The 20,642-nt window shown below is 65.8% G+C and carries 18 protein-coding genes; 3 read left to right on the top strand and 15 right to left on the bottom strand.

Annotated elements, in window-relative coordinates:
- Positions 1–22: 22 nt before the first annotated feature.
- The 13 genes from rfbC to DFLDMN_RS28970 all read right to left on the bottom strand — a co-directional run bounded on the left by rfbC (position 23) and on the right by DFLDMN_RS28970 (position 12,329).
- The gene (rfbC, locus tag DFLDMN_RS29030; protein WP_423199196.1) at positions 23–571 is read right to left on the bottom strand and encodes a dTDP-4-dehydrorhamnose 3,5-epimerase; all 549 of its coding nucleotides are present in this window, start codon (positions 569–571) and stop codon (positions 23–25) included.
- On the bottom strand, positions 568–1,821 hold the full coding sequence (locus DFLDMN_RS29025; RefSeq protein ID WP_423199195.1) for a methyltransferase domain-containing protein: 1,254 nt from the start codon (positions 1,819–1,821) through the stop codon (positions 568–570). Before DFLDMN_RS29025 ends, rfbC begins: the two co-directional genes overlap by 4 nt.
- A complete protein-coding gene (gene rfbG / locus DFLDMN_RS29020; protein ID WP_423200606.1) occupies positions 1,818–2,900 on the bottom strand; it encodes a CDP-glucose 4,6-dehydratase in 1,083 nt (360 codons plus the stop codon). Before rfbG ends, DFLDMN_RS29025 begins: the two co-directional genes overlap by 4 nt.
- Positions 2,900–3,670, bottom strand: coding sequence for a glucose-1-phosphate cytidylyltransferase (gene rfbF, locus DFLDMN_RS29015; RefSeq protein WP_423199194.1), 771 nt, complete (start codon positions 3,668–3,670; stop codon positions 2,900–2,902). The genes rfbG and rfbF overlap by 1 nt, the downstream gene beginning before the upstream one ends.
- A complete protein-coding gene (locus DFLDMN_RS29010) occupies positions 3,667–5,910 on the bottom strand; it encodes a tetratricopeptide repeat protein (RefSeq protein ID WP_423199193.1) in 2,244 nt (747 codons plus the stop codon). The genes rfbF and DFLDMN_RS29010 overlap by 4 nt, the downstream gene beginning before the upstream one ends.
- Positions 5,911–6,107: 197 nt before the next feature.
- Entirely contained in the window at positions 6,108–6,395 is a 288-nt protein-coding gene (locus DFLDMN_RS29005; RefSeq protein WP_423199192.1) for an EscU/YscU/HrcU family type III secretion system export apparatus switch protein, read from the bottom strand.
- Positions 6,392–7,771, bottom strand: a complete 1,380-nt coding sequence (locus tag DFLDMN_RS29000; protein ID WP_423199191.1) for a flagellar hook-length control protein FliK — start codon at positions 7,769–7,771, stop codon at positions 6,392–6,394. The genes DFLDMN_RS29005 and DFLDMN_RS29000 overlap by 4 nt, the downstream gene beginning before the upstream one ends.
- Positions 7,772–7,849: 78 nt before the next feature.
- A complete protein-coding gene (locus tag DFLDMN_RS28995; RefSeq protein WP_423199190.1) occupies positions 7,850–8,182 on the bottom strand; it encodes a flagellar protein FliT in 333 nt (110 codons plus the stop codon).
- A 1-nt stretch (position 8,183) separates the two neighbouring features.
- On the bottom strand, positions 8,184–8,627 hold the full coding sequence (fliS, locus tag DFLDMN_RS28990) for a flagellar export chaperone FliS (RefSeq protein WP_423199189.1): 444 nt from the start codon (positions 8,625–8,627) through the stop codon (positions 8,184–8,186).
- A gap of 15 nt (positions 8,628–8,642) precedes the next feature.
- The gene (fliD, locus tag DFLDMN_RS28985) at positions 8,643–10,085 is read right to left on the bottom strand and encodes a flagellar filament capping protein FliD (protein ID WP_423199188.1); all 1,443 of its coding nucleotides are present in this window, start codon (positions 10,083–10,085) and stop codon (positions 8,643–8,645) included.
- Between the two features lie 39 nt (positions 10,086–10,124).
- Complete coding sequence (locus DFLDMN_RS28980) at positions 10,125–10,508, bottom strand: flagellar protein FlaG (RefSeq protein WP_423199187.1); 384 nt, start codon at positions 10,506–10,508, stop codon at positions 10,125–10,127.
- 126 nt (positions 10,509–10,634) lie between these two features.
- On the bottom strand, positions 10,635–11,822 hold the full coding sequence (locus DFLDMN_RS28975; RefSeq protein ID WP_423199186.1) for a FliC/FljB family flagellin: 1,188 nt from the start codon (positions 11,820–11,822) through the stop codon (positions 10,635–10,637).
- 189 nt (positions 11,823–12,011) lie between these two features.
- A complete protein-coding gene (locus DFLDMN_RS28970; RefSeq protein ID WP_423199185.1) occupies positions 12,012–12,329 on the bottom strand; it encodes an RNA chaperone Hfq in 318 nt (105 codons plus the stop codon).
- Between the two features lie 932 nt (positions 12,330–13,261).
- On the opposite strand from DFLDMN_RS28970, the gene DFLDMN_RS28965 reads away from it, so the two are divergent.
- Both DFLDMN_RS28965 and DFLDMN_RS28960 read left to right on the top strand, forming a co-directional pair.
- Positions 13,262–15,217 (top strand): methyl-accepting chemotaxis protein, encoded by a 1,956-nt coding sequence (locus DFLDMN_RS28965; RefSeq protein ID WP_423200605.1) that lies wholly within the window; start codon positions 13,262–13,264, stop codon positions 15,215–15,217.
- 214 nt (positions 15,218–15,431) lie between these two features.
- Positions 15,432–17,018: an MDR family MFS transporter gene (locus tag DFLDMN_RS28960; RefSeq protein WP_423199184.1), complete on the top strand. Its 1,587-nt coding sequence runs from the start codon at positions 15,432–15,434 to the stop codon at positions 17,016–17,018.
- Positions 17,019–17,189: 171 nt separating this feature from the next.
- On the opposite strand, the gene DFLDMN_RS28955 is transcribed toward DFLDMN_RS28960, so the two are convergent.
- Entirely contained in the window at positions 17,190–18,401 is a 1,212-nt protein-coding gene (locus DFLDMN_RS28955; RefSeq protein WP_423199183.1) for an NAD(P)/FAD-dependent oxidoreductase, read from the bottom strand.
- A 259-nt stretch (positions 18,402–18,660) separates the two neighbouring features.
- On the opposite strand from DFLDMN_RS28955, the gene DFLDMN_RS28950 reads away from it, so the two are divergent.
- Complete coding sequence (locus tag DFLDMN_RS28950; RefSeq protein ID WP_423199182.1) at positions 18,661–19,260, top strand: 2-hydroxychromene-2-carboxylate isomerase; 600 nt, start codon at positions 18,661–18,663, stop codon at positions 19,258–19,260.
- 106 nt (positions 19,261–19,366) lie between these two features.
- Here DFLDMN_RS28950 and DFLDMN_RS28945 read toward each other — a convergent pair whose 3' ends face one another.
- Complete coding sequence (locus tag DFLDMN_RS28945; protein ID WP_423199181.1) at positions 19,367–20,602, bottom strand: CaiB/BaiF CoA transferase family protein; 1,236 nt, start codon at positions 20,600–20,602, stop codon at positions 19,367–19,369.
- Between the last annotated feature and the right edge of the window lie 40 nt (positions 20,603–20,642).

Here is a 20,642-nt window from a genome sequence, read left to right as displayed (position 1 = left end):
AGGTTCGGGAGGAATGCGTCAGTCAAGGCGCGCGTGCGAGATCCGCGAGCCGCGGTAAGGCCAGATCTTTCGCGGAGATCAGCCGCTCCGCGCAATCGGGCCAGGCAATGCCGATGTCCGGATCGTTCCAGAGCACGCCGGCGCTGTCGCCGGGCGAGAACGGCACCGTCATCTGATAAAACACTTCGGACAGGTCGGTCAGCGTCTGGAAGCCATGCGCGACCCCCTTGGGGATATAGATCGCACGCTGGCTGTCGGCACTGAGTGTCACCGCCTGCCACTGGAGATAGGTGGCGGACCCCGGCCGCAGGTCGAGGATCACGTCGTGCACCGCACCGGTGGTCACGCGCACGAGCTTGTCCTCGGCCTGCGCGCCGCGCTGGAAATGCATGCCGCGCACGATGCCCGCGCGCGTATTGCGCGACACGCTCTGCTGGACAAAGCGCGCATCGATACCATGCGCGGCAAAGGCGTCCACGCACACGGTGCGCGCGAAGAAACCGCGCGCATCGGGCAGGGGTTCGGGATCGACCAGCCAGGCGCCGGCGATACGGGCAGGCGTAAAGATCACGGCAGGACCAGGGTTTCGGGAATCGCCACCACGAAGCGGCCGCCCCACGCGCGAATGCCGTCCATCTGCGTCATGACCTCGTCCTTGATGTTCCAGGGCAGGATCAGCAGGTAGTCGGGGCGCCGTTCGAACACGGCCTCGGGCCCGAGCACCGGGATGCGTGAGCCCGGCAGCAGCTTGCCTTGCTTGGCCGGATTGCGGTCCACCACGTATTCGATCATCTCGGCATCCACGCCGCAGTAGTTCAGCAGCGTGTTGCCCTTGGCGGCGGCACCGTACGCGGCCACGCGCTTGCCGGCGCGGCGCGCCTCGATCAGGAACGCCAGGAGTTCGCGGCGCGCATGATGGACCTGATCGGCAAAGCGCGCATAGCGTTCCGGCGTGGCGAGTCCACCGTGTGCCTCGGCGTCGAGGCAAGCCTGTACCGCCGGCGTGGCCGCGTGCGCCGCGCGCGCGTGGCACGCAAACAGGCGCAGGCTGCCGCCATGGGTCGGCAGGTGTTCGATGTCGAACACGCGCAGTCCGGCACGCGCCAGGATCGGCAGCAACGCGGTCAGCGACAGGTAAGAATAATGCTCGTGGTACAGCGTATCGAACTGGTTCTCGTCGAGCAGGTGCAGCAGGTGCGGAAACTCGAGCGTCACGACGCCTTCCGGCTTCAGCACGATCGGCATGCCGCCCACGAAGTCGTTGATATCGGGCACGTGGGCCAGCACGTTATTGCCGAGCAGCAGATCCACCTGCCAGCCTTCCTCGCACAGCGCGCGCGCGGTCTGCCTGCCGAAGAACAGCTCGCGGCTGTCGATGCCCCTGGCACGCGCCGCGGCGCCGGTATTGGCGGTCGGTTCCACGCCCAGGCACGGCACGCCGTTCTGGTGGAAGTACTGCAGCAGATAGCCGTCGTTGCTGGCGATCTCCATGACCCGGCTCGTGGGCGACAGGTCAAAGCGCGCCGTCATGGCTTCCACATAGCGACGCGCGTGGTCGAGCCACGACGTCGAATACGACGAGAAGTAGACGTAATCGTCGTGGAAATGGGTCTCGGCCGGCGTGGCATCGCGCAGCTGCACCAGCCAGCACGCGTGGCACACCATCGCGTGGAGCGGGTAGAACATCTCGCCGAGATGCATCTGCGCAGGCTTGATAAAGGCATTGGAAACCGGCGACAGGCCGAGATCGACCACGGTCTGGGTCATCGGCGTACCGCAGCCACGGCAGGGCGCGGGCGAGGCGTGGGCGAAGGCGTTCATGCTTGGAATTGCTCGATTTGTTGTTCGGTCATGGCGCGCGCGGTGGCCGGGTCGCGCTGAACCGCGCGGTACCAGTGTGCGGTCGCGGCCAGCGCCTGTGCCAGCGTCCAGCGCGGCTGCCAGCGCAGCAGGGTGTGGGCACGGGCCGAATCGAGGTACAGGTGGCCGGCCTCGTGCGGTGCGCTGCCCGGCGGCGGGCAATGCGCCCAGTCGAGTTCGGGCCAGTGCTGCTGCAAGCCTGCGAGGACCGTGGCGACCGCGACGTTGTCGCGTGCTTCCGGGCCGAAGTTGAAGGCCGTGGCCATCCCGGCATCGCCGGCCAGCAGGCGCGCGCCCAGTTGCAGATAGCCGTGCAGCGCCTCCAGCACGTGTTGCCACGGCCGCGTGGCGGCCGGATTGCGGATCTCGAGCGTGCGGTGCGCGGCCGCGGCCCGCGCGGCGTCGGGAATCAGCCGATCCTCGGACCAGTCGCCGCCGCCGATCACGTTGCCGGCGCGCGCCGTGGCCAGCAGCACGCCGCGCTCGGCCAGGAACGATGCACGATAGCTGGCGGCCACCAGTTCGGTGCCGGCCTTGCTCGCGCTGTACGGATCGTGGCCGCCGAGCGGATCGGTTTCGCGATAGCCCCACAGCCACTCGCGATTCTCATAGCACTTGTCGGTGGTGACGACGATGACCGCACGCACGGACGGGCAGGCACGCACCGCCTCGAGCAGGTTGACGGTACCCATCACGTTGGTCGACCACGTCTGCGCCGGATCGCGATAGCTGGCGCGCACCAGCGGCTGGGCGGCCAGGTGAAACACGATTTCCGGTTCGGCCGCGCGCATGGCCTGCGCGAGCGCGCCGGCATCGCGGATGTCGTCGATGACGTGGCCGGCCAGCGCGCCTGCTACCTGCGCGGCCTGGAACAGGCTCGGCTCCGTCTGCGGCGCCAGCGCGTAGCCGTGCACGCGCGCGCCAAAGCGCGCGAGCAACAGCGCGAGCCATGCGCCCTTGAAGCCGGTATGGCCGGTCAGGAATACCCGCCGGCCGGCGTATGTGGCCGGCAGCGCGCGGGCGGAAGCCGCCTCGGTCATTACCAGTTCTTCCACGGCGCCTTGCCCGATTGCCAGAGGTCTTCCAGCAGGTTCTTCTCGCGCAGCGTATCCATGGGCTGCCAGAAGCCGGTGTGCTCGAACGCGGCCATCTGGCCGCTGGAGGCAAGCTGGCGCATCGGCGCTTCTTCCCACGAGGTACCGTCGTCCGGGATCAGGTCGATCACTTCGGGTTGCAGGACGAAGAAGCCGCCATTGATCCACGCACCGTCGCCGCGCGGCTTCTCGGTAAAGCCGCAGACCTTGTCGTTGTCGCGCTCCAGCGCGCCATAGCGGCCGGGCGGCTGCACCGCCGCCACGGTGGCGCGCCGGCCGTGCGCACGATGGAAGGCGATCTCGGCGGTGATGTCGATATCCGACACGCCGTCACCGTAGGTAAAGCAGAACGATTCGCCCGGCGTCAGGTATTCGCGCACGCGGCGCAGGCGGCCGCCGGTCATCGAATCCTCGCCGGTGTCAACCAGCGTGACGCTCCACGGCTCCGCCTTGCGGTGGTGCACCGACATGCGGTTCTCGCGCATGTCGAAGGTCACGTCGGACATGTGCAGGAAGTAGTTGGCGAAGTATTCCTTGATGACATAGCCCTTGTAGCCGAGGCAGATGATGAACTCGTTGACGCCATGCGCCGAGTACATCTTCATGATGTGCCACAGGATCGGCTTGCCGCCGATTTCAATCATCGGCTTGGGACGCAGGTGCGATTCCTCGGAAATGCGGGTGCCGAGGCCACCGGCCAGGATGACGGCTTTCATGCTGTGGCTTCCTCCGCGGCGGGATTGTCCTCGTGCTCGACGGTGATGCCGAGGATCTCGAATACGGTCGGCGGCGGCGATGCCTCCAGGGTTTCCAGCGCGAGGCCGAACTGGTCGTCCAGCAGTTGCGCCAGCGCCGACTTGTCCAGGCTCTGCTCGTCCATCCAGATGCCGAGCTTGCGATACAGCGGCAGCGAGTACGGGCGCATGCCGATCGCCTCCACCAGCAGGTCGATCGCCTCGGCATGACGGCCTTCGGCGTATTTGATTTCGGCCAGCCCGTACGCCACCATCCAGTGGCGGTACCAGGTCGACGTCAGGTTCTCGAGCACGTTGCGCAGCGGGGCGTACTCGCGCATGTGCATATGGGCGGCGACCGAGAGCACGAGGTCCTCGACGGGATACCAGGTGCCACCGAAGTAGACCCCCTCCTTGCGCGCGGCACGTGGCTGCGGCAGCGGCTTGATGTCCTTGACCATCTCCACCACCTGGTCCTCGAACCACGCGGCAAAGCGCGGCGCGTCGAACATTTCGCTCTGCTCGGCGCGCGGACGCAGCGACTGCCGGATCTCGTTCAACTGGCCGATATCCGACGCCAGGGCGCATGCCACTTCGACGTAGCGCTCTTCCGTCTCGCAGATCAGTTCGTCCAGGCCGGCGGCATGCAGGAACGGCGCCGAGACGCGCTGGTGGAACGTATCGCCCGCGAACGACACCACCGGCACGCCCATCCAGATGGCATCGCAAGTCGTGGTGCCGCCCGTGACCGGCGCGGTATCGAGCGCGATGTCGATGCGGTGATAGGTCACGTACTGGTTGACGCCCTCGCGCGCGATCATGTCCACGCGGCTGGTGTCGATACCGTGCCGTTCCATGCGCTCGCGCAACATCTCGCGCACGCTCTCGCGCTCGCAACCCATGGCTTCCACCAGCAGCCGCGAGTTGGGGCAGCGCGACAGCACCGCGCTCCAGAGCCGCATGGTCTTGGGGCCGAGCTTGGCGATGTGGTTGCACGAACCGAAGGTGATATAGCCGTTGGCGAGCGCGGGTGTCGGCTGCACGCGGTACTTGGGCTCGTAGATCGACAGCGGGCTGGTCACGATCGGGTGGAACGCGCTGAAGATCGGCGCGCGCAGCAGCTTTTCCGAGTAGTTGTGCTCGTAGCCTGCCGGGTCGGCGGTCCAGTCGGTCACGCGATACTCGATTTCCTTCATGCCCGTGGTGCCGGGATAGCCCAGCCAGGTCAGCTGTTTGGGCGCCAGGCGATGCACCATGTATTGCAGCGGCGATGCGCCCGTGTAGCCGCCGAGGTCGACCATGACGTCGCAGCGCACCTCGCGGATGCGGCGCACTACTTCCGCTTCGGACAGCTTGGACACGTCCTGGAAGCTCTCCGCGTACTGCTGGATCTTCTGGGTCACGTTGTCGACCACGCTGGTCAGTGAGAACAGATGGACCTCGAAGTAGTTGCGGTCGATGTTGGCGATCAGCGGAATCAGGAAGTATGCGACGGCGTGGCGGCGCAGGTCGTTCGAGAGAATGCCGATGCGGATCTTGTCGCCGTCGCTGGGGGGCAGCACCTTGGGATCGATCGGCGTGCGCGCCAGGGTTTCGGCCCAGTCGGTGGCTTCGCGACGCAGTTGCTCGGCACCGATGGACTCGTCGTACAGAATCGTGAACAGCAGGTTGGCGCGGTTGATGCGCTGCAGCGGATCGAGCGCGCAGGCCTGGCGCATCAGCGGAATCGCTTCCATGGTGTTGCCGGACTCGCGCATCGCGCTCGCGTAGTTGCCGACGGCGGCGGGATCGTTGGGCAGCATCGCGGAAGCTTTTGCGCCGGCGGCGCGCGCCTCGTTGTAGTCGCCGAGCGCGAACATCGCGGCGCCGTAGGTCTGCCACAGGTGCGGCGCGTCTGGCTGAAGGTCCAGGCTTTTCTTGATCAGCCTGGCACCGGTCTCGAAGTTCTCGAGCTGGACTTCGAGCGCACCCACCAGGCCGATAAAGCCGGCATGGTTGGGAAAGCGCTTCATGCCCGCTTCGCCCAGCGCCTTGGCTTCGGTGATACGGCCCAGCGCCGAGGCGGCGCGCGCTTCGATGTAGCTGGCGTCCGCGAGGTTGGCGCCACTGCGCCTGGCGGTGGCCGCGAGCTTGATGGTCTCCGTGTACCTGCCTGCGTGATAGGCCGTCCAGGCCTGCTGGATAAGACGCTGGGCGGGACCCATCGAGACGTTTCTGTTCATGGCTTTCGCTTTGTATAGGCACGGTGCCATCCCGGAACTTCACGGGCTGGCCGACGCTAAAACATTAACAAAGCGGAATGCGCGCCATCGGCCGGAACACGGGACAAAATTGGCGCTATTTCGCCCCACGTGCCGAGTGCGCCGCCTGCCGCGCAACGCGCGCGGGGCAACGATCTCCGGGCAACGGGGGCGGCCGGTCAGGCCGGCGTGGGGGTGCCGGCGGCGGTTTCGACGTGGTGGAGCCAGGCCAGCAGTTCGGCCACCGCCACATACAGCTGCGGCGGGATCTGGCTGTCCATGTCCACCTGCATCAGCAGATTGACCAGCGCGGGCGAGCCGTGCACGTAGACGCCGGCCTCGCGCGCGCGGGCAATGATGGCTTCGGCGGACAGGCCATAACCCTTGGCCACCACGCGTGGCGCGTTGTCCTTGGCCTCATAGGCGAGCGCCACCGCGGCGCTGCGATCCGGTTCGTGGGCGCTCACGTCGAGGCTCCCGCAGTGCTGCCGGCGTCAGCGACGTTAGCGGCGGCCGGGGCCAGCGTGTCTTCCACTGCGTCCGCGGTATTGACGGTCAGGTTGAGCAGCGCGATGCCGCGTGCATCGAGTTGCGCGCGGAAGTCCGCGCGCGCGCGCGTGAGGCGCGTGGCCGCATCCGCATCGTGCGTGACGAGGCGCGCTTCCAGCCCGCGCGCGCCAAGCGTCAGCACGGCCTCGACGTTTCCGAGTTGCGGTAGCGCCAGGCGCAGGCGCGTGCTCCATTGATCGGTCCCCTCGCTGGCCTGGCCCTGTTGCCCGCCCTCATGCCGTGTGACCTCCCAGTCGACGGGCATGCCCGGCCACGCCTCCACCGCAAAGCGGAACTGCTGGGTTGCGAGCAGTTCCAGCTGCTGGCGGACCACGCCTTCGGTGGCGGGATGCACGGGCGGGCCGGTATCGGCCGGAGTGTGGCTTGGTGCCGGTGCGTTCCAGCTGGCGATGGCGGCGGCACGCTGCGCGTTGGCCACGTGGTGGCCCTCCTGCGCGGCATCCGCGGTAGTACGGTACGCCTGCGCGGCCGCGGTGGCCTGCGCGGCGCGGCGCTGCTCGGCCGGTGGCAGCTGCGAGGCGGCCTGCGCCAGTTGGCCGGAATGCCCCGCCTGCGCCGGTCCGGGTGCGCCGGCCTGGCCCGACTGCGCGGGCGCGGCGGGTGCACCGGGAACGAGGCGGGCGTCGTTCGGCGGGAATACCGTGGGACGGGTCAGTTCGGCCAGTACCGCGGCGTTCGGCGGCGCGGGTACCGCGGCCGGGCCGCCATACGGCAGCAGGGCCACGGGCGGCGGGTTGGCCGGTGCCGGTTGGCCGGGCAGCGGCGCGTTCTGCGCGGGCACCTGCGGCCGCACGGCACTCTGCGGTTCCTGCAGCAGGCTCGCCAACGGCAGCTGGCCGTTGATCCACTGCGCCAGGTGCGATTCGTAGAACATGCCGCTCTGGCCGACCAGCGTGGCAAGCGCGGCGGAAAGTGTTTGGGTGGCGGCAGCCGCCCCGGCCGTTGGCGGCGCTGTCAACAGCGGGCCATTGGCGCGCAAGGGCTGGGCGTCGCCACGTTCCATTACGTCGAGAATGGCGCGCGCGGCAAAGCTCAGGGTTTCGCGCGTGGAGGTGGTCTGCGCGCCGTTGGGGCCGGTGCCGGGCCCGGTGCCGACCGTGTTGGGCTGGCGTGCCTGGAGCGTCTCGCCGGTGGAAGACTGAACGTCGCCCTGCGTGACTTCGGGCACGGGCATCAGTGCCGCGAGCTTGTCGATCGTCAGGGCGGGCCGGACCAGTTGGGGGTCGGGCGTATGGCCGGGCATCAGGCCGGCAGGCAGGTGGATGCCAGTCATTGGCGCGTGTCAGTCAGCGGTGGTTCGGTGGCGTGATACGCGACAGTATGCCCCCGCGTGGCGGCGGGGGCGGGACCTCTAGACCGCCGCGCGGTAGGTCTGGTGCAGACTGAGCTGCGTGCGCGAATTGTTCAGCATGGCGCCGAGATGCGCCAGGCGTGGCATGGTCAGGTCGCGGATACGGGCATCGAACGACAGGATGCGCTCCAGCAGCTGGAAGCGGCGCAGGCGCTCGTTGTCGGAGAACGGCTTGCTATGGTCCAGCTGGCGCAGTCGCTCGACTTCGGCCATGTAGACCTGTTGCAGTTCCGTCAGGGCATCCCAGTTTGAGGCGCGCGCGGCCTCGAGCATCTGCTCAGAGAGCACCAGCAGCTCTTCGTAGCTACGGACGATAGGGGACATGGACAGCATTTCAAGAATCTTGGAGTGCGGACTGGGGGGCAGGCTGGGACTGGGCTTCGGCGGCTACCGCGGGATCGCCGATGGCTGCCCACGCGGAAGCCAGGTTCTCGAGCAGGCCGTCGACTTCCGTCAGCAGCGCTTCATCGTTGCGCAGATTGGCCAGCAACAGTCGGCGGGTCATGTACTCGTACAGCGATTCGAGGTTGGCAGAGATCTCTCCGCCAGCCTCATGGTCGAGCACCGCGCGCAGACCATTGTCGATGATATTGATGGCCTTGGAGATGGCGTTGCCGCGCGCCTCCACCTCGCCATTCTCGAGGTGGAACTTCGCCCTGGCGATGGCCGAGCGCGCACCGTCGTACAGCATGACGATCAGCTTGTGCGGGCTGGCGCTCATGACCCCGGTCTGGACGCCGACCTGGGCATAGGCGTTGATGGCTTGGCGCGCGAACATGATTTGCCTCCCGGCTTACTTGTTGCTGTTCTGCAGCGATGCGAACTGCTGCGTCAGGTACGACTTGGTCTGGTTCAGCTGCGATACCAGGATGTCCAGTTGCGTGAACTGGGCCTTGTAGCGGTCCATGGTGGTCGCGATACGGTCCTGGGTCTGGGTGTACTTGTCGTTGAGCGCCTTGAGCGAGTCGGTCAGACCTTCCGTTACCGAGCTCAGCGCGCCACCGTCGGCGTTCAGGCCATCGATGTAGTCCGAGACCGTGTTGCCGAGACCCTTGGCACCGTTCACCCCGCCGAAGAAGGCCGACATGCCCTGCGCGTTCTGCGAGATGGCGGCATCGAGCTTGTCGTCGTCGATCTTCAGCTTGCCGTAGTTCTGGCCGCCACTAGTCGGGTCGAGGTCGAACGAAATGCCCATCTGCGACAGCGACAGGGTACCGCCCTTGCCGTCGGGCAGGCCGGCATTGAGCATCGTGCGCAGGCTCGTCTGGATATTGCGCAGCGTGCCGTCGCCAGTCAGCGGCGAGGAGCTGGACGGGTCGCCGAGCGCGTTGTTGCTGGTGTCGAACGCGGTCTGGTTGGCGGCTTCGGTCAGCAGCGCGTTGTATGCGCTGACGAAGGCGGTCACCGCCGTCTTGATCGAGTCGTCGTCCTGCGTCGACGTCAGCGTGGTGTCGCCGGTGGCGGTGAGCGTCAGCGTGGTACCCGGCACGGCGTCCGTGACGGTATTGGACTGGCTGACGATGTCGATGTTGTTGACCGTGAGCGAGGCGTTGGCTGCCTTGACCTTTTCCTGCACGCCGTTCGGCTGGACCGCGAGCGTCGGGTCGAACGCGACCACATTGGCAACGGCGGCGTCGCTTGCGCTCACGCGCATCGACATGTCTTCGCCGGTCTTGGCGGACGTCAGCACCAGGCGATACGGCGTGCCCGAGCCATCGTTGACGATGCTCGCCTTGACGCCGATGTCGGCCTTGTTGATCGAGTCGCGAATGCCTTGCAGCGAGGTATCGGAACCGATGGTGACCGTCTTGGTGCTGGTCGGCGCGCCGCCGGTGGCAAGGTCCTTGCCGAAGTCGAAGGTAATGGTGCCGCCGCCAATGGCAGCCTTCTGGTCAGCCAGGCCGGCGGACGCCAGCGTCTGGGCCGTGGCGAGGTTGTTGACCTTGATGGCGTAGCTTCCCGGCACCGAGTCGGCGCTGGTGGCGGCGCTCAGGATGCCGTTGCTGACGGCGGCCTTGACGACGCTGAAGGTCTTGGGGTTCGACAGGTTCTTGGCGGCAGCCTGGTAGGCATCGAGCGCGGCCTTGATCTTGCCGTAGGCGGACAGCTTGGACTGGTAGCTGGTAGCCTGGTCCGAGATCGGCTTGAGCGCCAGGTTCTCGTTGTCCTGCAGCGACTGCAGCAGCGACTGCAGATCCAGACCCGAGCCGACGCCGATATTCGAAATTCCTGCCATGTTATTTACCTCGTCTTTTTCTTCAACTGGATGCCGTCGTCACACGGCGTGGCTGACAAACAAACCTTGCAGCTTGTCGATGGCGCGCGCAACGCGCAGGACTTCCTCGTTGGGCATCTGCCGGATGACTTCGCCGGTATCCTTGTCGATCACCTTGGTGATGACGCGATGGGTCTTGTCGTCGATCTCGAAGCGCAGGCCGATCGACGTGGTTTTGAGCACGTCGACGAGCTCCCGCATCGCTTCGGATGTGTCGGTGGAGGACGCTTCCGGGGTGGCGGACGACTGCGTGACCGCATCCACCGTGCGTTGCGCCTTGCCGAATGCCTTTGCCGCAGCGACCGCGGCCGGCGCCTGGCCGGTGGCGGTGGACTGGGCGGCAGCGTGCGTTGCCGGCGTCGAAGCGGTAGTGGGATGTGCCATGGTCTTTCTCCGTCCGGTAAGGCCCGGGTCAGTGTCCTGTTGAAACGCTTTGCAGGCAGTGGTCTGCCTGCAAAACATTCCGGCAAAAAAGCCGGGCCTTGCGGCCCGGCCTTATCCGCGGCGTGATTAACGCAGCAGCGACAGCACGTTTTGCGTGGTCTGGTTCGCTTGCGACAGAACCGAGGTACCAGCTTGTTGCAGGATCTGCGCGCGGGTCATGTTCGACACTTCCGTTGCGTAGTCAGCGTCTTCGATGCGCGAACGCGAAGCCGACAGGTTGTTCACCGTCGTGCTCAGGTTGTTGATCGTCGACTCGAACCGGTTCTGCACGGCACCGAGGGCCGAACGCAGGTTGTCCACCTTGGACAGGGCCGTGTCCATCGTGGCCAGCGGGTTCACCGTAGCGGTCTGCTGGAAGTCCGAGGACGTCAGGCCACCACCGTTGATCGTGAAGCCGGCGGTCGTACCGTTGTTCACGGCGTCGCTTGCCTTGACAGCGATGTACATCGTCGTCGAGGTCGAGGTGCCGTTGCCAGCGAAGCCCTTGGCCGACAGTGCTGCGTCGTCGGCGGCGGTCAGGCCGGTCATGCTCACGCGCACGAACAGGTTGCCGTTGGAATCTTGCACCAGATCTTGCGAAGCGATGGCAGCCGAAGCGTTCAGGCCCAGGGCGCGCTGGATGTCAGCGGCCGACACGCCGGTGGCGCTGGTGCCGGTGGCGCCGTTGCCGAAGATCGCGGTCGTGGCCGAACCGTTGGCGATGGTGCCGGTGGTGCCTTGCGGACCAGCAACGCTGAAGCCCGAAATGCCCAGGGTCTTCGAGGTGATCTGTTGCAGACCGATCGTGATGGTTTCCGCGTCGTTCGCGCCAACCTGGATCGTCATGTTCTGGTTCTTGGCCAGAACCTTCACGCCGTTGAACTGGGTCTGGGCCGACACGCGGTCGATTTCAGCCAGACGCTGCTTGATTTCGTCCTGGATCGACTTCAGGTCCGAACCCGAGTTCGTGCCGTTGGCAGCCTGCACCGACAGTTCACGGATACGTTGCAGGTTGTTGTTGACTTCGGTCAGCGCGCCTTCGGTCGTCTGAGCGATCGAGATACCGTCGTTGGCGTTACGCGAAGCTTGCGTCAGGCCACGGATGTTGGCGGTGAAGCGGTTGGCGATGGCCTGGCCGGCTGCATCGTCCTTTGCGCTGTTGATACGCAGACCCGACGACAGACGCTGGATTGCGCTGTTCAGCGAAGCCTGCGACATGTTCAGGTTGCTCTGCGTTTGCAGAGACAGAATGTTGGTGTTGATGACTTGCGCCATGGTACGACTCCTATTTGCAATGTTTTACGCATTCCGGCGGGTGCCGTAACGTTGGCTGCCTGCAGGAGCAGGGGTAGAGTGCCTCCGTTGCAAGGGTTATCGACCAGCGAGTGGGAAGCTTTAGAGTGACTTTTGCGAGAGTTGATGGCGCGGCCGGCGTGACGCCGGCGCGCGCGGCCGCCCGCCGGCTCAGCGGCGCTTGCGGGTACGGGGAATGAACAGCCGCACGAAGTCCGGCGACGTCTCGGCGGCCGGCACGATGGCTTCGGCTTCCGGCACGGCCGGCGTGACCACGGTAATGGAGCGCTTGTAGACCAGCGTCGGAGTCGGGTCGTCGAGATCCCGTCCGAGCAACAGCATGTAATTGTCCGATGCAATCACCACGCCGGTCAGACGGGTGCCATTGGACAGATGCACCACGACCGCGCTGCGGCTGGCGCTGTGCGCCGCGAATTGCAGATGCTGCAGTTTTCGGCTGGGTCGAGGGGCCTTTTTTTCCTGCTTCACAACTTCTCCGGAAGAGCCCGCGAGGGTTCTGGCGGCTGACGACGGTACGATGACCAGGCGCGCAGATCGGCGTCGTCCCTTCTATATAGATATGGAAGGGCGGCGCGGCCTGATCTTGGCGAGGGATGAAACATTCGCTCTCGGTACCGGCGCGGAATCCTGCGCCCCTGGCGTTGGCGGGTTGTCGCCTCCAAAAAGTGCGACAAGCTCCACAATTGCCTGGATATAGCGGCATTGCCAGGAGAGGAGGGGAATACTTCAGGCCGAAGGGTAACAAAATTTTACAAATGTTGACGAAAGCGCAGCCCGCCGACATCTAGAGCAATCGCTCTATTTATCCAATTGCCTGAATGGGGAGTTTGCGCTAGTTGAGTCTGCGAGTCATCACTTTTGCCAAAACTGCTTTTGCATTGCGACCGGCAACCCTAAAGCTTTCCCGGGCCGTGACCGTAATGTATCGACAAGGCAAAAAGTGATTGGCCGAGGTACTTTTGTCACATCCTTGGCTCGACCGCTACACCCGCCATCGGGGCTTTCCCTGATAGAAGGCCGATTTACACCTCATGTAAGCGGGTTTATATTCGTTATCTGAGCCAAATTTCCGGTTCTTTACACAGTAGTCCTGAAAGCCTACGAGCACCCCGCGCGTGGGCTTCTTTTTTATGAGCCCGCGTCGCATCGCACCGCGCTCTTTGTCGCGAGACCGTTGCCGGCATACCACTGAGTGCACGGGTGTCATTAGACGGTATCGCGCCCCGCCTCAATTCACCGAACTGCCGGTGTTTTACCCGTCATTTCAATTTCCGCCTCAAGTCTTGAATCCGGACCGCCGATAGCGGTTCTGTGCGGTATGCCGCACGGGGAGAAACGCCGCTCCTGCCATACCAAAATGACATCGAGAGAAGGGGAATACGGTGAAGCGCTTGCGAAACATGGGGATCGGGACGCGCTTGTCCCTCGCCTTCCTGACAGTGGTATTGCTGCTGGCGGCCGTGGCCGGTCTGGGAGTGTCGTCGTTGCATGGCATGAACGACGCCATGCATTCCGCGGTGGAGCAGAGGCTCTTGCGGGTGCTCAGTCTCAATGGCGTCAAGGGCCGTGCGCAGGAAATCGGCATTCTCGTGCGCGATGCCGCGCTGTCGCAGGATCCGGTCCTGGTGACGCGCAATGTGGAGCGCATTCTCGCGGTGCGCACGGAAGTGAATGGCACCCTGGGCAAGTACACGCAGTTCCTGCACGACACCGGACAGCCCGAACTGATGGCGCTGGTGGCGCCGCTGACCAACGCCCGCACCGCCTATAACGCCCAGCTCGATCTCGTGCTGCAGCAGTTGCGCGGCGGAGAATTCGACGGTGCGCGCGCCGCGCTCGCCAGCACGTTGCCGGCGGCGCAGGACGCCTATTTCACCAAGCTCGACGAGCTGGCGACGTTGGGGCGCAAGATGGCGATGGCCGCCGTGGCCGACGCCGGGACCCAATATGAATTCACGCGTAATCTGCTGATCGGCCTGGCGCTCGGCGCCGCGGTACTGGCCGCGCTGCTCGGCATCGGCATCACGCGCTCCATCACGCGCCCGGCCGGACATGCCCTGGACGCCGCCGAAGCGCTCTCGGCCGGCCGCCTGGCGCATGCCATCGACGTGCGCAGCCAGGACGAAATGGGTCGCATGCTGGCCGCGCTCGGCCGCGCCTTCGGCCAATTGAACGGGTTGGTCCGTGGCATCCAGCAGGCTGCCGGCTCGATCGACACGGCCGCGCGCGAAATCAGCCGCGGCAATACGGATCTGTCGCAACGCACCGAGGAGCAGGCAGCCTCGCTGGAGCAGACCGCGGCTTCGATGGAGCAACTGACCTCTACCGTACGCCAGAACGCGGAAAACGCGCGGCAGGCCAACCAGCTTGCGGTGAGTGCGTCGGATGTGGCCAGCGAAGGCGGCCGCGCGGTGCGTGGCGTGGTGGAGACGATGGACGGTATTTCCAAATCGTCCGCGCGCGTGGGCGAGATCATCGGTGTGATCGAAGGTATCGCGTTCCAGACCAACATCCTGGCGCTGAACGCGGCCGTGGAAGCGGCGCGCGCCGGCGAGCAGGGACGTGGCTTCTCGGTGGTGGCGGCGGAGGTGCGCAATCTCGCGCAGCGTTCGTCGGCCGCGGCCAAGGAGATCGGCGAACTGATCAACGGCTCGGTCAAGCAGGTGAAGGACGGCGCAAAGCAGGTGGAGGTGGCCGGCAAGACCATGGACGATATCGTCGGGGCGGTACGCCGGGTGACGGACATCATGGGCGAGATCACCGCCGCCAGCGAGGAACAGACGGCCGGCATCGAGCAGGTCAGCCATGCCATCACGCAGATGGAAAGCGTGACGCAGCAGAATGCCGCACTGGTCGAAGAGGCGGCCGCTGCGGCGGAAAGCCTGCTGCAGCAGGCGCAGGGTCTGGTGAGCGAGGTGTCGCGGTTCGACCTTGGCGAGACGCGCGCAGTGACCCGGGCCATGGTCCCGGCATCCCAGACCCGGGCACTCCCGGTAGCGCCGGCGGTACCGCGCATCGAACACGCCAAGGCGGCCCCGGCCGTCGCCGCGCCGACGCGTGTGCGCGCCATTTCGCGCCCGGCCGCGCCGGCCTTGCCGTCGGCCGCGCCGGTGCCGCAGGCCACGCGTGTGGCTCGCGAGCCGGCCGTGCCCGCGGCGGCCCGTCCGCCGGTGGTGCGCAAGGCGCCGGCCTCGGTGTTGCCGGCCCGCGCCGCGGCCAAGCCCGCCAAGGCGCGGCCGCCGGTCGAGCGGCAACGCCACGACCCGGTGCTGCGCACGCCCGCGCGGCGGGCGGCGGCGGGCGTGGCGTCAAGCCCGGCGCACGCGACCGAAGCCGGTAGCTGGGAAACTTTCTGAAAGATTTGAGACAAGCGGGCCGGCGGGGAACTCGCCTACAATGGCGGTTCTCCTTGAACAGAAGAGCAGACAAGGCCGACCCGGGCCCGCGCCTGGCGACGAACCCCCGGTAACGCACGCCGGGGACTACCGGTCCAGGCACGACCGTTCCATCCAATGGTGAGGATGGTGGCGCACCCGCTCCGGCTTCCCAGGCCGCCGTCTGCCGTCCGACATGTCCTCCGCTCCCGATCCGGCTGCCACGCGCGGCAAGTCGTCACGCGTTGCCGCCGCTGCTTCGTCGTCCGCCGCTGCCACGCCTCCCGCCGTGCCCGTCAGGCAGGTGCTGTTTGGCCTGATGCTGGCGATCCTGCTCGGCGCGCTCGAACAGTCCATCGTCGCGGTGGTGCTGCCCGATATCGCGCTCCAGCTCAACGGCTTCGACAACATGGCATGGGTCATCTCGGCCTATCTGGTGGCGTCGACGGTCGTCACGCCGATCTACGGCAAGCTGTCCGACGTGCTCGGACGCCGCGCGGTCCTGACGTTCTCGATCATTCTGTTCATGCTGGCCTCCATCGCGTGCGCGATGGCCACCACGATGCCGATGCTGATTGCCATGCGCATCCTGCAGGGCCTTGGCGGTGGCGGGTTGATCTCGGTGTCGCAGGCGACCATCGGCGATGTGGTACCGCTGCGCGAGCGCGGCCGCTACCAGGGCTACGTCAGCGGCGTGTGGGCGGTCTCGAGCATGGCGGGGCCGGTGGTCGGCGGCTATCTGGCGCACTGGTTGTCGTGGCGCTGGATCTTCTGGATCAATATCCCGCTTGCACTGCTGGCGCTGGTAACGGTGCGTCGTGCGTTGCGCCACCTGCCGGTGAGCGGGCGCAAGCATCGCATCGATTATGTCGGCGCGCTGCTGTTCGGCGGTGGCCTGACCGGCGTGCTGGTGTTCCTCACGCGGCTGGGACAGGGACATTCCCCGCTTGAAGCGGAATCGATCGGCCTGTTGCTGGCGGGCCTGCTTGGCATGGTCATCTTCGTCTGGCAGGAGCGGCGCGCGAGCGATCCGGTGATTCCGCTCGACCTGCTCGCGGTGCCGACGGTCGCGATCTGCTGCATCACGCTGTTCCTCTGTTTCTTCCAGCTGATTGCCATGTCGGTGCTGTTGCCGCTGCGCTTCCAGGTGGTCGGTGGGGCACCCGCCGATATCGCCGCGTTGCGCCTGGTGCCGCTGACGCTGTCGATCCCCTGCGGCGCGTTTATTGCCGGACGCCTGATGTCGCATACGGGTCGCTACAAGCCGCTGCAGTTGACGGGCTCGCTGGTGGCCCCGGTGGCGATTGTCGCGCTTGCCTTCGTGCCGCCCCATGGCGTGGCGCTCAGCGTGCTGGTGATGGTGGTGCTTGGCCTGTCGCTCGGCCTGCAGTTTCCCAGCGGCCTGGTGGCAACGCAGAACGCGGTGCCACAGCAGCAGATGGGCATTGCCACCGCGTTGACCGCATTTTCGCGTCTGCTCGGCGGCGCGGTCGGCGTGGCGGTGCTGACTACGGTGCTGATCGGGTTGCTGCGCCATAGCGGCGTGGCGGTGACCGCGGTGCACGGTGGCGAGGATGTGTTGATGAGCATGTTCCGCCGCGCCATGAGCGCGGGCGACCAGGCCGATGCGGTGGCCGTGCGCGCGGCCGCGGATCAGGCGTTCCGGACGCTGTTCCTGTTGAGCGCCTGCGCCTCGGCGATTTCACCGTTCCTGGTGATGCGGCTCAAGGAAGTGACTTTGCGTGGCAGCTCGACCACGACCGCATCCGCGGCGGCGGAGTAGTACCGCCGGCGGTGCGGTGGCGAAAGCGCCGGATCGACAGCGGAGAAAAAGGCGACCTGCGGGTCGCCTTTTTCTTGCCGTCCGCTCACGCGGGCGTGCTTGCGAGATGGGTTGTGGGAGGCGTAGTGGGATCGCCGACGGGATCGCCGACGGGGACGCCCGTATGCCGCATCATGCCACCACGATCCGGCGCGGATCGGCCAATGCCAGTGCTTCGGCACGGTCCGCGCGCGGCGGATAGATCCACTCGGTATTGATCTGCGTCTTCAGGCGCTTGGCCAGATTGCCGGACAGCTTGACCTGGCGATCCCAACCTTCGGTATAGACCGCACCCCAGGGGCCCAGGTCGAGGCACGTGACGTACTTGGGCTGGCTGTACGGAATGGGGGCTTCCCCGAGCAGGTCGGCGGCGGCATTGTGGCCGGCCGAGCGGCCCAGATTCATGGCGTGCTGGCACGACATGGCGGCATGATTGCCGTCCTCGTCGGTCGCCGCATAGGCGCAATCGCCGGTCGCGTAGACCGCATCGACGCCCTCGACCCTCAGATTGCGATCGACATGCAGTCGCCCAAGGCGATCGCGCTCGGCGGGGATCTGTGCGGTCAGGTGGCTGGCGCGGGCGCCCGCCGTCCAGATCACGGTGGCCGCTTCGATACGCTCGCCGTTTTCCAGCGTCACCCCGTGGGCATCGATTGCGCCGACACCGGAGCCGAGCTTCCAGGTCACACCCAGCTCGCCGAGCGCCTGCGTGATGACGGGGCGCGGACCCGGGCCGAGGTCCGGGCCGATCTCCGTATTGCGTTCCACCATGATGACGTTGACCTCCGCCTCCTGTCCGAGAATCTCGCGCAGGCGGGCTGGCAGTTCGGCGGCGGTCTCGATGCCGGTAAAGCCGGCGCCAGCTACCACGACCGTATTGCGGGCGACGCTGGCCGGCCGCGCCGCCAGTGCGCGCAGATGCGCCTCGAGCCTGTCCGCGTCGGCGACCTGATCGACATTGAATGCATGACTGTCCAGACCCGGAATCTCCGGCCGGAACAGCCGGCTGCCGGCCGCCAGCACGAGACGATCGTAGCCGAGCCGCACGGACGCCGCGTCTGCGCCGGTGCCGGTCAACTCGACTTCCCGCGCGGCCACGTCGATGTGCTGGACGGCGCCTTGCACAAAGCGCACGCCGACAGCCCGGAAGATGTATTGCAGCGGCGCCGTCATCGCGCCCGGATTGTGCTCGTAGAGCCGGGGCCGCACATGCAGTTCGGGCTTCGGGGCCACCACCACGATTTCCACGTCGGTGCGCCCGACCTGATCGAGCAGCCGGGCCGAAGCCAGCGCGCTCCACATGCCGGCAAAGCCGGCGCCAATGACGAGAATACGTTGGGACATGCTGATGTTCTCCTTCAAGCCTCGGTGTCCTGGCAGACCTCATGTCTGTCGTTAACGACGATTCTATGAGTCGGAGTTAGGAAGTGCAAGGTGATCCTGCAAAAAACATGGATTTAGTGGGTCGGAGTTATTTGTCGTCCACCCGACGGGGCAGCGCGGCAGCCGATAATTTTCCGATATACGGCAATCGTCATTCCGTATTAGCCAGGCGATGGCCCCGACCATAGACTCGATCCTGTTCCAATCAACAGGAGTGGAGATGGACAAGAAGCGGGTTGACCTCTATTGGGATGTAGGCAGTACCAACACTTATTTCGCCTTGAAGCTGATCAGGCCGATCCTGAAACGCCACGGCGCGACGTTGGTCCTGCATCCGTACAACCTGGGCTACGTATTTCGCAACAACGAATACGAGTTGATGAAAGAGCCCAAGTCGAAGCTGCGTTACCGCAAGCGCGACCTGATGCGCTGGGCCGAGAAATACAACCTGCCATTCCAGATTCCGCGCCAGTTCCCCATCAAGTCCAGCCGGGTACTGCGTGGCTCCCTCGCCATGCGGCGCAAGGGTCTCGAACTGGAATTTGTGGAACGCGTCATGGAAGCCTACTGGGAGCGCGGCGACGCGACGATCGTGGACTATGCCGGCATGCGCCCCATCGTCGAGGCGCTGGGTGTCGACTTTGCGTGGTTCGAAGCGGTCGCCGCCAGCGACGAAATCGGCGCGGAGCTCGCGCAAAGTACCGACGCCGCGCTGGAGCGGGGCGTGTTTGGCGTACCGACCATGATGGTCGGCGACGAGATGTTCTGGGGTAAGGACCGCCTGGACTTCATGGAGGACGAACTGGCACGGGTTACCTAGGCAAGCCGGCAGCTCGCCATGCGATACGCCTGTCGTGCGCGCGCGCATGCTGCACCGATGGACTCGCCGCCCTGCCGGACAGACTTACGCAGGGCGGCATTTTTGTTCAGATGATGCCTTGCGCGCGCAGCAGGCCGCAGGTCGTCACGTCGATGCCCGCCATCTCACGCAACACCTCCTCGGTATGCGCTCCCGGCACCGGTGCCGGGGCGTGATAGCCGACTTCGGCATCGCCGAACCGTAACGGAAAGGCCGCCGCCTTCACGCTCATGGCCGCATCGGCGAGGGGGTTCCATAGCGATACCGCCATGTCGCGCGCGATCATCTGCTCCCATGCCAGCACCTCGTCGATCGATCGCACCGGACTGCAAGGGATCTTGACCGCGCGCATCCGCTGCTCGATCTCCTCCGTCGTCAGCGTTGCCGTCCACGCCGAAACGATGGCATCGACCGTGGCGTTGTTCGCCAGACGCCAGGAGACCGACATCATGTCCGGATCGTCCTTGAGGTCCGTGCGTCCCATCACGTCGAGCAGCGTGCTCCAGTCTTCATTGCTCGCTGCGCCGAGCGTCACCCAGCCGTCGGCACTCTGGTAGGCGTTGAAGGGCGAGAAGCGCATGATCCGATTGCCCTGCTGGAACGAGAGTCCGAGCTCGCGGTAGCAATCTAGCGGCTCATCGAGAATCAGGGAGAACAGGCAGTCGGCCATGGATACATCCACCGACTGGCCTTGCCCGGTCCGTTGGCGATAGTTCAACGCCGCCACGATGCCGAAGGCGGCGAAGAGGCCGGCAATCGCATCGGATAACGGCGAGCCGGCCTTGGTGGGCCCGGCCTCGGGCTGGCCGGTGATGCTCATCAGGCCGACCGCGGCCTGGACCATCAGGTCATAGGCCTTGAGATGTCGTGCCGGACCGGTCGCGCCGTAGCCGGTCAGCGAGCAATAGACCAACGATGGGTTGACCTCCCGCAGCACGCCATGGCCGATGCCAAGGCGGTCGGCTACCCCGGCGCTGAAGTTCTCCACCACCACGTCCGCCTGCGCGACCATGCGCAGGAACAGCTGTCTGCCCTCGGCGCTCTTGAGATTCAGCGTCGCCGACTTCTTCGCGCGCGCACGTTTCAGATATGCGATGCCCATATCCTGCTCCGAACGCCTCTCGAAGGACACGCCCCCCGGGCCCGCGAACGGCGGCGAGAAGGCGGTGGGGTCGCCGCCCGCCGGATCGTCGATCTTGATGACCTCGGCACCGAGACCGGCCAGAAACAGCGTGCATTGCGGTCCGGAGAAAAACCGCGTGAGGTCGAGTACCTTGATACCCGCGAGAATCCTGTTGGTCATAAGGGGTCATCTGCCTGATTAGACTCGTGGCAAGTCTAGG

It is taken from the genome of Cupriavidus sp. H19C3, assembly GCF_049393815.1.
In the GTDB taxonomy this organism is placed as follows: Bacteria; Pseudomonadota; Gammaproteobacteria; order Burkholderiales; family Burkholderiaceae; genus Cupriavidus.
The sequence above is the reverse complement of the archived record's forward strand: the minus strand, read 5'-3'. Positions and strand labels throughout refer to the sequence as shown.